Source organism: Leifsonia poae (assembly GCF_027921845.1).
In the GTDB taxonomy this organism is placed as follows: domain Bacteria; phylum Actinomycetota; class Actinomycetes; order Actinomycetales; family Microbacteriaceae; genus Leifsonia; species Leifsonia poae.
This window is the reverse complement of the sequence record NZ_BSEN01000014.1, coordinates 17111-28881: the sequence shown is the minus strand read 5'-3', so window position 1 is coordinate 28881 and position 11771 is coordinate 17111. Positions and strand designations below refer to the sequence as shown.

The 11771-nt window shown below is 69.5% G+C and carries 12 protein-coding genes; 6 read left to right on the top strand and 6 right to left on the bottom strand.

The window, feature by feature from the left end:
- Positions 1-73: 73 nt before the first annotated feature.
- Entirely contained in the window at positions 74-1105 is a 1032-nt protein-coding gene (locus PKE84_RS14440; protein WP_271177970.1) for a LacI family DNA-binding transcriptional regulator, read from the bottom strand.
- Between the two features lie 143 nt (positions 1106-1248).
- On the opposite strand from PKE84_RS14440, the gene PKE84_RS14435 reads away from it, so the two are divergent.
- From PKE84_RS14435 to corA, 4 genes are read left to right on the top strand one after another with little or no spacing between them, the layout of a single operon-like run.
- The gene (locus tag PKE84_RS14435) at positions 1249-2634 is read left to right on the top strand and encodes an MFS transporter (RefSeq protein WP_271177969.1); all 1386 of its coding nucleotides are present in this window, start codon (positions 1249-1251) and stop codon (positions 2632-2634) included.
- A complete protein-coding gene (locus tag PKE84_RS14430; RefSeq protein ID WP_271177968.1) occupies positions 2634-3362 on the top strand; it encodes a phosphatase PAP2 family protein in 729 nt (242 codons plus the stop codon). The genes PKE84_RS14435 and PKE84_RS14430 overlap by 1 nt, the downstream gene beginning before the upstream one ends.
- Positions 3363-3372: 10 nt before the next feature.
- Complete coding sequence (locus PKE84_RS14425) at positions 3373-5895, top strand: beta-glucosidase family protein (protein ID WP_271177967.1); 2523 nt, start codon at positions 3373-3375, stop codon at positions 5893-5895.
- Positions 5896-5936: 41 nt separating this feature from the next.
- Complete coding sequence (corA, locus tag PKE84_RS14420; RefSeq protein ID WP_271177966.1) at positions 5937-6908, top strand: magnesium/cobalt transporter CorA; 972 nt, start codon at positions 5937-5939, stop codon at positions 6906-6908.
- Between the two features lie 4 nt (positions 6909-6912).
- On the opposite strand, the gene PKE84_RS14415 is transcribed toward corA, so the two are convergent.
- Positions 6913-7089 (bottom strand): hypothetical protein, encoded by a 177-nt coding sequence (locus PKE84_RS14415; protein WP_271177965.1) that lies wholly within the window; start codon positions 7087-7089, stop codon positions 6913-6915.
- A gap of 127 nt (positions 7090-7216) precedes the next feature.
- The gene (locus PKE84_RS14410; protein ID WP_271177964.1) at positions 7217-7591 is read right to left on the bottom strand and encodes a YciI family protein; all 375 of its coding nucleotides are present in this window, start codon (positions 7589-7591) and stop codon (positions 7217-7219) included.
- A 164-nt stretch (positions 7592-7755) separates the two neighbouring features.
- Here PKE84_RS14410 and PKE84_RS14405 point away from each other — a divergent pair, with 164 nt between their 5' ends.
- Positions 7756-8898 (top strand): class I SAM-dependent methyltransferase, encoded by a 1143-nt coding sequence (locus tag PKE84_RS14405; protein WP_373877150.1) that lies wholly within the window; start codon positions 7756-7758, stop codon positions 8896-8898.
- Between the two features lie 183 nt (positions 8899-9081).
- Here PKE84_RS14405 and PKE84_RS14400 read toward each other — a convergent pair whose 3' ends face one another.
- The 3 genes from PKE84_RS14400 to PKE84_RS14390 are packed head-to-tail and all read right to left on the bottom strand — an operon-like array spanning position 9082 to position 10167.
- The gene (locus PKE84_RS14400; protein ID WP_271177962.1) at positions 9082-9600 is read right to left on the bottom strand and encodes a GNAT family N-acetyltransferase; all 519 of its coding nucleotides are present in this window, start codon (positions 9598-9600) and stop codon (positions 9082-9084) included.
- On the bottom strand, positions 9600-9962 hold the full coding sequence (locus PKE84_RS14395) for a VOC family protein (protein WP_271177961.1): 363 nt from the start codon (positions 9960-9962) through the stop codon (positions 9600-9602). The genes PKE84_RS14400 and PKE84_RS14395 overlap by 1 nt, the downstream gene beginning before the upstream one ends.
- Before the next feature lie 31 nt (positions 9963-9993).
- Positions 9994-10167 (bottom strand): hypothetical protein, encoded by a 174-nt coding sequence (locus tag PKE84_RS14390; RefSeq protein ID WP_271177960.1) that lies wholly within the window; start codon positions 10165-10167, stop codon positions 9994-9996.
- Between the two features lie 39 nt (positions 10168-10206).
- On the opposite strand from PKE84_RS14390, the gene PKE84_RS14385 reads away from it, so the two are divergent.
- The gene (locus tag PKE84_RS14385) at positions 10207-11718 is read left to right on the top strand and encodes an APC family permease (protein WP_271177959.1); all 1512 of its coding nucleotides are present in this window, start codon (positions 10207-10209) and stop codon (positions 11716-11718) included.
- Positions 11719-11771 lie beyond the last annotated feature (53 nt).

Genomic DNA, 11771 nt, shown 5'->3' with positions numbered 1-11771 from the left:
CTCATCCCTGCAATCGAGTCCGAACTTGTTGCCCCGACACGCCGAGCGGAGGGAGCAACAAGTTCGGACTCGATTATGGGCGGGCCGGCGCTGCGGTCGACTCGCGCGCGACGAGGGTGATCGCGGGGGCGTCGACGCGCTCGACGCGGGTGCCGGCGCGCATCTGCGTGTAGGCGTCGAGCAGGTGGTCCGCGAGCAGGTCCGCCGCGAAGGTCACCGTGGTCAGGCGCGGGATGAAGTCGGCACCGGCCGGATGATCGTCGGCTCCGATGACGGAGACATCGCGCGGCACCCGGATGCCCGCATCGGCCAGTGCCCGCACCGCCGCCATCGCGATCCGGTCGTCGTACGCCACCGCAGCCGTCGGGGCGTGCGGGTCGTACCGCCAGGCGTGGGCCCAATCGCGCAGTGACGCACTGGATGCGGCCGCAGGCGACACGGTGAGGGTGATGCCGGCCGCGTCCGCCGCGGTGCGCGCGCCGGCGAGCCGCTCGCGCGCGGTGTCCGCCGCGGCGGGGTCGGTCGGCGTGAGGAACGCGACCCGCGTGTGCCCCAGTGCCGCCAGGTGCTCGACCGCGATGCGCCCGAACGGCTGCTGCGGCACGACGAGCGACGGCGCATAGTCGACGGCGACCGCACCATGAACGATCAGCGCTCGCACGCCGGCAAGGCGCAGGAGTTCCGTCGCTTCCGCGTCGCAGCGGGACGACTCGGCGAGTACCGCCTCCGGTCGCAGTTTCGCCCAGAGCTGGGCCGCCTCGGCACCCGCCTGTTCCGTGTCGGTGTGGCGCAGGGCATCCGTGCCGTCGTCGGTGGTGCGGGCGAGGAGCGCGTCGAAGGTGCGGCCGAGAGTCGAACCGTAGTCCTGGCGCGACGCGGAGAGGAGGAACCCGGCGACGGCCTCGCCGCTGGCGAGCGATCGTGCTGCGTTGTTCGGTGTGTAGCCGAGCAGCCGGGCGGCCTCGAGCACGCGATGACGCGTGTCTTCGGAGACGCGCGAGTTCGGCTTGTCGTTGAGCACGAACGACACGGTGGCGCGCGACACTCCGGCCGCGAGCGCAACGTCGGTGCTGGTCGGTGCTTTGACGACCTGAGGTGTGAACATGCTGGCTTCAGTCTAGGCGTCGGGTGACAATCTGCTTACGCGGGTAACCGAAAACCGAGCAACGGCTTGTATTCGGCGGCGGTCGTCGGTTATGGTTACGCGTGTTAGCACGCAAAGTCGCCTGCTGTGAAAGGACACCCCTCGTGACATCGCCGTCAGATCCGAACCAGCCCCGCCCCGTTCAGCCGACCATTCCGCCGAATCTCACCGGCACGGTCGAGAGCTCGTCACTCGCCTCCACACTCACCACCTCCGGCTCCGCCTTCAGCGCGGCGCCCACCTCGGCCACCTCGGCCGTCGCCCCCAAGGTCAAGGTGCGCGGCAAACTGCTCAAGCTGATGATCTCGATGATGTTCGCGAACGTCGGCATCTTCATGATCTGGGGAGCGGTTCCCGGCATCCTGCTTCCCCTGCAGATCCAGGGCATCGTCGGTGACAGCGCCAAGGCGGGAACGCTGGCCGTGGTCGCCACGATCGGCGCCTTCGCCGCGATGCTCGCTCAGCCGATCGCCGGCATGGTGTCCGACCGTACGCGCAGCCGCTTCGGCCGTCGCGCGCCGTGGATGGTCGCCGGCGCTCTCGTCGGCGGACTCGCCCTGGTCGGGATGGCTGCAGCCAACGGGGTCGTGCAGGTCGCGATCGCCTGGGTGATCGTGCAGATCGCGTACAACTTCGCGCAGGGTCCGCTGAGCGCCATCCTGCCCGACCGGGTTCCCAGTGCCGTGCGCGGAACGTTCTCGGCCCTGGCCGGGCTCGGTGTCATGGTAGGCGCCCTGGGCGGCCAGATCGTCGGCGTGCAGTTCGCGCAGAACGTTCCTGCCGGCTACCTCACCTTCGCCGGCCTGGCGATGATCATCGTGGTGCTGTTCATCATCTTCAACCCGGACCGTTCGAACAAGGGCGAGCCGAAGCCGCCGTTCAACCTCGTCGCGTTCGCGAAGACCTTCTGGGTCAGCCCCCGCAAGCACCCCGACTTCTTCTGGGGCTTCACCGGACGCCTGCTCCTCTACGCCGGTTACTTCATGGTCACCGGGTACCAGCTGTACATCCTGCAGGACTTCATCGGCCTCAAGGATCAGGCTGTCGCCATCGTGCCACTGCTCGGCGTGGTCAGCCTCGCGGGCATCATCATCGCGACCCTCATCGGCGGACCGCTCTCCGACAGGCTCGGACGCCGCAAGATCGTCGTGATCGTGGCGGGCGTCATCCTCGCGATCTCGCTGGTCTTCCCGCTGGTCATGCCCACCGTCACCGGCATGCTGATCTTCTCGTTCGTCTCCGGCCTCGGCTTCGGCGCGTACCAGTCGGTCGATACGGCCCTGATGAGCGAGGTGCTGCCGTCGAAGGACGACTTCGCCAAAGACCTCGGCGTGCTGAACATCGCCGCGACCCTCCCGCAGACGCTCGCACCCGGTATCGCCGGACTGATTGTGGTCGTCTTCAGCGGTTACGCGGCGCTGTTCCCGATCGGCATCGTCATCGCCCTCGTCGGCGCCTTCGCGGTGCTGCCCATCAAGTCGGTCCGCTGATGACGGCCGCCGCCGGCACGACGACGTTCGCCGCGCCGCCCGCTGAGCGGCGGTCGGCACGGCCGAACTGGATGCTCTGGACCGCCCTCGCCCTGCTGGCCGTGTTCGTCGCGTTCGCCGTGCACGTCGCGATCGACCCGGAGCACCCGTTCACCCAGCCGCTCGACGACGCCTGGCGCCGCCTGGTCGGCTCGGGTCCGGGTGGACTCGAGAACAGTGTTCCGTCGCTGTTCTTCCAGAACCTGGGCGAACTGGCCGGGGCCGTGCTGATGATCGTCGTCATTCCGGTGGCGCTCTTCATCGTCGGCCGCTGGCGGTCGGCGCTCTTCTTCCTCGCCAACGATGCCATCGCATCCATCGCCATCGCGCAGATCGCGAAGAACCTCGTGAATCGCCCGCGACCGGCCGCCGACGAACCGAACGGACTGTTCGGCCCCCTCTTCACCGTCGACCACGGCTCGTTCCCCTCCGGCCACGCCGTGACGGTCGGCGCGCTCGTCATCGGCGTCGCGGCCCTCATCCCCGCCGGCCGCCGGCTCGGCTGGTGGATCATCTCCGCCGTGCTGGTCGCCGGGATCGTCTGGCAGCGCACCCTCATCAACGCTCACTGGCTCTCCGACACCCTGTTCGGCGTGCTCGCGGGCATCCTCGCCTCGATCCTCGTCTGGTGGGCGTTCTACCCTCTGTTGCAGAGGGACTACGGCCGCCGCCTCTTCAACCGAAAGTGAACCATCCGTCATGACCGACACCAGCACCGACACCGCCGCCACCACTCCGGAGGACACCGACGAGTTCATCGCCGGGCTCGTCTCCGACCTCAGCCTCGAGCAGAAGGTGCGCCTGCTCACCGGCGCCTCCTTCTGGACCCTCCACGACGAACCGCAGATCGGCCTCGAGACGATCGTCGTCTCCGACGGTCCTGCCGGCGTGCGCGGGCAGCTCTGGGATGAGCGCGACAGCTCGGCGAACCTGCCGTCGCCGACCGCGCTCGCCGCATCGTGGGATGTCGAGCGCGTGTTCGAGCTCGGACAGCTGATCGCCGCCGAGGCGCGGCGCAAGGGCGTCGGCGTCGCGCTCGGCCCGACCGTGAACATCCAGCGCTCGCCCCGTGGCGGCCGCCACTTCGAGGCGTACAGCGAGGACCCGTGGCTGTCGGGTGTCGTCGGCACGGCCTTCGTCAAGGGCGTGCAGTCGCGCGGCGTCGGAGCCACGCCCAAGCACTACGTGGCGAACGACAGCGAGACCGACCGGATGACCGTCGACGTGGTGGTCGACGAGCGCACCCTGCGCGAGGTCTACCTCGCCCCGTTCGAGCGGATGGTCACCGAAGGGGGCGCGTGGCTGGTGATGTCGTCGTACAACTCGGTCAACGGCATCACGATGACCGAGAACGAGCTGCTGCGCTCGCCGCTCAAAGACGAGTGGGGCTTCGACGGCGTCGTGGTCTCCGACTGGATGGGCGTGCGCGACACGGTCGCCGCCGGTGCGGCTGCGCAGGACCTCGCGATGCCCGGTCCCGACGGCGTCTGGGGGGATGCGCTGGTCGAGGCCGTGCGCGCCGGCCAGGTCTCCGAGACCGACATCGACGAGAAAGTGCTCCGCATCCTGCGGCTCGCCGGGCGCATCGGGGCACTCGCCGGCGTCGAGGCGGCTGCGCCGCTCGCCGAGCCGTGGCCGCAGGAGCGCATCGACGCCCTGCTGCGCGAGGCGGCCGCCGACGGCATCGTGCTCGTGAAGAACGACGGCGTGCTGCCGCTCGACGCCGGCTCCGGCCAGTCGATCGCCGTCATCGGCCAGCACGCCCGCATCGCGCGCAGCCAGGGCGGCGGATCGGCGACCGTGTTCCCCGACCACGTCGTCACCCCGCTCGCCGGTCTGACCGAGGCATTCGGCGACGCCGTCCGGTTCGCCCCGGGCGTGCGGTCGTCCGAGTCGTTGCTGCCCGTCGACGCGTCGGTGGCGTCCGATCCGGTCACGGGCGAATCGGGCGTGCACGTGCGGTTCCTCTCCGACGACGGCCGGGTCGTGCTCGACGAGCACCGCGGCAGCGGCCGGCTGATGTGGCTGGGCGACCCGATCCTCGGCGACACGGCCGTCGTCGAGGCGAAGACGACGTTCACCGCGCCCGCCGACGGCGAGTACGCGGTCGGCTTCGCCGGGCTGGGCCTCTTCCGCTTCGAGGTGGACGGCGAGCTGAAGAGCGACGGCCTGTTCTTCCCCGAGGGCACGGACCCGTTCATGGCGTTCCTCAACCCGCCGAAGCAGTCGTTCCCGATCCGCCTCGCGGCCGGTCAGACCGTCGAGCTTCGGCTCGAGCACCGCCCGCAGCAGCAGGCGGGCCTCTCGGCCGTGATGTTCACCCTCGGCTACGAGGAGCCGTTCTCCGACGCCGACGCCGAACTCGAACGAGCCGTGGCGCTCGCCGCCGACTCGGATGTCGCCGTCGTCGTCGTCGGCACCACCGACCAGCTCGAGTCCGAGGGCTTCGATCGCGCGAACCTGAGACTTCCCGAAGGTCAGGACGAGCTCGTGCGCCGTGTCATCGCGGCCAACCCGCGCACCGTCGTGGTGGTCAACTCGGGTGGTCCGGTCATCATGCCCTGGCTCGACGACGCCCCGGCCACGCTCCTCACCTGGTTCCCCGGGCAGGAGATGGGCGCGGCGATCGCGGACGTGCTCAGCGGCGCCCGTGAGCCGGGCGGCCGCATCCCGACCACCTGGGCGGCGGCCGAGGACGACGTTCCTGTGTGGCAGGTCGAGCCGGTGGACGGCAAGCTCTTCTACAGCGAGGGCCTCAACATCGGCTACCGCGAGTGGGCGCGTCGCGCGGCCGTCGGCGGACCTGCGCCGGCCATCCCGTTCGGTCACGGCCTGGGCTACACCGAGTGGGAGCTCGGCGAGCCGACGCTCGGCGCCGGTGCGGCGGCGGGTGCTCACGAGGGGGACGTCGCGACGCACGGCCTCACGGTGAGTGTGCCGGTGACCAACGTCGGCGACCGCGCCGGCAAGCAGGTCGTGCAGGTGTACCTGCAGCGGGTGTCCGACTCCGCGATCGAGCGTCCGGTGCTCTGGCTGGCGGGGTACGCCGTCGTGCGCTCGGAGCCGGGAGCGGCGACGGTGGCCTCTGTGGAGGTCGAGCCGCGCTCGCTGCAGTACTGGTCGGTCGACGATCACGCGTGGCGCACCGAAGAGGGAACCTACGCCGTGCGCGTCGGAACCTCTGTCGCGACACTGTCGGCACCCGTCGAGTTCACAGTCTGAACGGGATAGCGTGGCGGCAGCCGAGAGAAGGGGCCGCCGCCATGCTGGTCGACAACGCCGTCTATGTGGAAGGACGACGCACCGCCGATCCCACCTCGCTCGAGGAGACGTTCGAAACGGTGCGCGACCGCCACGGCTTCGCCTGGATCGGCCTCTACCGGCCGTCGGAGTCGGAGCTCGGCGCCGTCGCGACCGAGTTCGACCTGCCGCACCTGGCCGTCGAAGACGCCCTGACCGGTCACCAGCGCGCCAAGATCGAGAAGTACTCGGGCACGACCTTCGTGGTGCTGCGCCCCGCGCGCTACATCGACGAGACCGAGAAGGTCGAGTTCGGCGAGGTGCACGTCTTCCTCGGTGAGCAGTTCGTGATCACCGTCCGTCACGCCGAGAAGCCCGACCTCGCCGCCGTGCGGCAGCGGATGGAGGCGGACCCGGTGATGCTGGAGCACGGCCCGATCGGTGCGCTCTACGGCATCATCGACGAGGTCGTCGACGAGTACGCGCCCGTCATCGCCGGCCTCGAGAACGACATCGACGAGATCGAAGACCAGCTCTTCAACGGCGACCAGGCGGTTTCGCGGCGCATCTACGAGCTCTCCAACGAGGTGATGCTGTTCCAGCGCGCCGTCGCGCCGCTCGGTGCCGTGCTGCAGACGCTGCGGGACCACCTCGAGGCGGTTCACGCCGACGCGGCACTGCGCGAGGGATTCCGCGACGTGCACGACCACGTCATCCGGATCACCGAGCGCGCCGACGGGTTCCGGCAGGTTCTGCAGAACGCGCTCACCGTGCACACGACCCTGGTGGGTCAGCGGCAGAACGACGAGGTGAAGAAGATCTCGTCGTGGGCGGCCATCCTGTTCACGCCGACCCTGGTGGGAACGATCTACGGGATGAACTTCACCCATATGCCAGAGCTGCACTGGGCGTTCGGGTATCCGTTCGCGGTGGCCCTGATGGTGGCGATGGGGTTCGGCCTGTACTTCGCGTTCAAGCGCAAGGGCTGGCTGTAAGCCGCTACCCCTGTTCGTCGTCGATCGGGGAAGCGTCGCCCGCGGCGGCAGGGTCGTCCTCCCGCCAGGCGGCACGGCGGGCGGCGCGCGCGGTACGAGCGGTGTGCTCGCGCTTGAGTTCGTTCCATCGTGCGGCCGTGACGATTTTGCGCGTCGATTCGCCGGAGGGTGGAGCGGTCATGGTGGAGCCTTTCGCGTCGACGCGAGGTTCCACGCCGGTCGTCGATGCCGGCCATCGTCGCCCGAGCCGTGTTTACAATTCTACGCTCTGTAGAAAATGCAAGTGAACACGGCCCGGTCGTCGATGCTCACGCGACCGGATGCACCAGCTGCCGCACCTCGACGGGGGAGTAGCGCGCCTCGACGAAGCGCCCGGCGATCTCGACCGCCCGCTCGACGCTCTCGCAGTCGACCGTGTAGAAGCCCCCGACCCACTCCTTGGACTCGCTGAACGGCCCGTCGGTCGAGCGCACCCGATGTGGGGCGTCCCGGTCCTGGCGCACGACGACCGCGGTCTGTTGGCTGTATTCGTTGGAGTCCAGCAGCTCGTCGGATGCCCGGAGCTCCGTCTGCAACTGCTCGTGGACCTCCTTCCACTCAGCCGTGACCGCCGGGTCGGCATCCGGCCCCTCGATGGCGGCGTCGAACTCGGCGTTGTTGTAGATCAGAATCTCGAATCGCATCGTGCTCTCCTGTCGGTGGTGGTGACACCTGAACGTCGAACGGCTCACGCCCCGTTCGACATTCTGCTTTTCCTATGACGCGAGAGGTGCCGGATGTCGCTCATTTCGCCCGAATGCCCGACATTCGGCACCGCTCGCGTCGAATGTCGGGTAGGAAAGAGGGCGTGCCTGGATTCGCCTTCGAGAGACTGCGTCGCTGGCCGGACGTCGAAGCGCCCAACCTCTTCGCCGCCGACGCCGCCGACCGGCTCATCCTTGACACCGCGGCCGAAGCCGGCGCGTTCGATGCGCTCGGCGACGGCGAGCTCGTCGTCATCGGCGACGCCTACGGCGCCCTCACCCTGGCCGCTGCCGACCTCGGCGCACGTGACATCCGCGTGCATCAGGATGCGCTGACCGGCACCCGCGCGCTCGCCGCCAACGCCACGACCCTCGGCCTCGAGACCGCTTATGCCGACCACGACCTCGACGCCGCGCTGGTCGCCGGCGCCCGCGTCGTGCTGCTGCGACTACCGCGCAGTCTCGACGCCCTCGCCGAGATCGCCGCGCTCGTCGCCCGGCACGCGCATCCGGATGTCGTGGTCTTCGCGGGCGGGATGGTGAAGCACCTGACGACGGCTATGAACGGGGTGCTCGCCGAGTCGTTCGGCAGTGTCGCCGCCTCGCTCGCGCGGCAGAAGGCGCGTGTCCTCACAGTGACGGGCGCCCGCCCGGATGCGGCGGAGTCGCTCGAGCCGTGGCCGCGCCGCGCGTTCGACGACGAACTCGGGGTCGGGGTCTGCGCGCACGGCGCTGCCTTCGCGGGGACCTCCGTCGACATCGGCACCCGGTTCCTCCTGACGGTGATCGACGACGCCCTCCCGGACGCGCAGGCCGCCATCGACCTCGGCTGCGGCACCGGGGTGATCGCGACCACACTGGCGAGGCGGCGGCCGGGCATCCGGGTGCTGGCGACCGATCAGTCCGCGGCGGCGGTCGCATCGGCGCGGGCGACGGCGGAGGCGAACGGGGTCGCCGATCGGGTGGAGGTCGTGCGCGATGACGCTCTCGGTTCGCAGCCGGATGCGAGCGCCGACCTCATCGTGCTGAACCCGCCGTTCCACATCGGCAGCGCTGTGCACACCGGCATCGCGCTCCGGATGTTCGCCGACGCCGCCCGCGTGCTGCGGCCGGGCGGCGAGCTCTGGACGGTGTGGAACTCGCACCTCGGCTACCGCTCGGCGCTCGAGCGCACGGTCGGTCCCACCCGGCAGATCGCCCGCAACGCGAAGTTCACCGTCACGGCGTCGCGCCGCCCACCGGCCTGAGTCGATGCGACTCAGCGCGCGACGGCCCGGGGGTGGCGGCTTGCACCCCTATCTGCACTGGACCGGCCCCGACGGCACGACGACTCGTGGATGCACGAACGTTCTCGCGATGCTCACCGCTCGCTCGCAGGCGGGCGAGCCGCTGGCGGCTCCCGAAGCCGTCGAGCTGCGAGACGCCCAGCTCTACCGCTGGCTCAGCACGTAGGTCTGCGACGCCGCGCCGGTGAGCGGATGCGCGTGCCCGTCGCCGTAGGCCCGCCAGCCCCTCGACGTGTACAGGCCCACCGCGGCCGTGTTGTCCGTCAGCACATGGAGGACGAGCTCGTCGTGGCCGGCAGCAGCGGATCCGGCCACGAGCGCGTCCAGGATGGCGCCGCCGATGCCGTGTCTGGCAGCGGCCGGTGCGACCGCGAGCAGCGCGAGATACGCAGCGCCGGGCGGATCGGTCGCCGCGCCACCGCCCGGAGCGGTCACGAGGCCGAATCCGGCGAGTTCCGAGCCGGCCGTCCGCGCGACGACGAAAGCGACGCGCGGTCGCTCGAACTTCGCCAGGCAGCGTTCAGTCGTCCCCGCCACGGCCGGGTGCCCGTCCCGTGCCTCGACGGCCGACAACCACACGGCCACGCAGGCTCCGACATCGTCCGCGGTGCCGTCGACGAGCTGCGCGCCCTCAGGGAGGGTGTCGCCGATCCGCACGGCCATCAGTACCGTTCGCGGAAGCCGCCGATGAGCGTGACGACATTGCCGTCCGGGTCGTAGAGCGAGCAGAGCCGCACGCCCTTGTTCGCCTCGATGATGTCGCCCACGATGATCCCGCGCGCCTCGATCTCGCGCAGCTTCTCGTCGAGGTCGTCGACGGCCAGATTCAGCTGCGACGATCCGAAGCGCTCCCGGTCCTCCGTGACCTGCACCCAGCCGTTGCCGGTCACCCGCCACTCCACCAGGATGCCGGGCATGGGGATGTTCGTAGGCTCGACACCGAAGAGCCGTTCGTACCAGGCGGCGCTGGTCTCGACTTCGGACACAGCGACGACGGCGAGCACATGATCGACGGTGAGAGCCATGCCGCCACACTGGGCCGGCTCCGACGCGAAGTCAAGATCTCGTGCTCGCCGACGCCGCCGCGAGCCGCGGGGCTCTGGCTTCGGTTTCGGTGGTGAACGCGCCGAATGCCAGGCCGTTTGCGATGCCGATGCGCGATTCGGCGACGAAATCCGCGTAACGCGACTTGTCTCCGTCACCGACCGCTGCTAGGTTCTGCCTGGACATCCAACGTAGGACCTCCATGACGGACCCCCAGGGAGAGCAATGACGCGCACCGATCCTGCCGGCGACCAGGCGACCGCACCAGCGACGGGACCGGCCGACCGTTCCGGCCACCCGCACAAGCTTCAGTCCGACGGTGTGAGCGCCGCCGGCTCGATCGTGATGGCCGTCGCCGGAAGCGCACCCGCCTACTCGATCGCCGCCACCACGGCGACGCTCGTCAGCACCGCCGTGCTCGGTGCTCCGGGTGCGCTGCTCTGGTCGGCCATCCCGATGATGGGGATCGCGTGGGCCTTCCTCTATCTCGGTCGGGCCGACGTGAACGCGGGAGCCTCGTACTCCTGGGTCGCGCGGGCGCTGCATCCGGTGCTGGGCTTCCTCTCCGGTTGGGCGCTGGTGATCTCGGCGACGATCTTCATGGTCGCCGGAGCGCTGCCGGCCGGTGCGATGACGGTCACCCTGTTCAGCCCGAAGGACGCCGGCAACGTGGCGCTCATCACGGCCGTCGGCGCCCTCTGGTTCCTGGTGATGGCCGCCTGCGTGCTGTTCGGCGTGCACGTCACCGCGAGGGCCCAGTGGATCATGTCGGTCATCGAGGTCGGCATCCTCGTGCTCTTCGCCGTGCTCATGATCGTGCGGGCCGCGACCACGAGTCACGCAGGGCCGTCGTTCTCGTGGGACTGGCTGGGCTTCTCGCATCTGTCGGGCGCCGGCGTCTTCGTCTCGGCCGCGCTCATCGCCGCGTTCTACTACTGGGGCTGGGACGTCAGCGCCAACCTCAACGAGGAGACCAAGGACGGCCACAAGAGTGCAGGCGCCGCCGGGATCATCGGCGTCGTCATCGTCTTCCTGCTCTTCGAGATCTTCACCATAGGCACATTGATCATGCTGCCCGCGAAGACGATCGAGGAGAACAGCGGCAACATCCTGTCGGTCCTCGGCGACGTGGTGTGGCCGGGCATCGGCGGCAAGATCCTCGTCGTGGCGGTCGCGCTGTCGACCATCGCCACGCTCGAGACCACGCTGATCCAGGTCACTCGCACCCTGTTCTCGATGGGCCGTGATCACACGATCCCGGCGGCCTTCGGGCGCATCCACCCGAAGTGGCGCACGCCGGCCTTCGCCACCCTGATCGTGGTCGGCGTCTCGATGGTGCTGTTCATCGGCTCGAACTTCCTCGGAAGCGTCGGCGACATCATGAACAACGCGATCCTGTCGATCGGTCTGCAGATCGCGTTCTACTACACGCTCGCCGGTGTCGCGGTGGTCGTGGCCTATCGGCGGGTGCTCTTCCGCTCGGTGAAGAACTTCCTGCTCATCGGGCTCTGGCCGGCGGTCGGCGCCGTCTTCATGGCGTGGATCTTCATCGCGTCCATCCCGAGCAATGACGCGATCGTCAACATCCTCGGAATCGGGCTCATCGTGCTCGGGATCATCCCGATGCTGATCTTCTTCCGCAAGGCGCGCGGCTACTACACGCGGCGGCCGCTCGAACTGCCGGAGGAGCTCGACGCCACGGCGCCCGCCCACGTGGACGACGGCCCGATCGGCTGAGGATGCCCGGCGCGGCGCCAGCCGATTCACGGGCGCTGGTCAGGGTAGCGCGG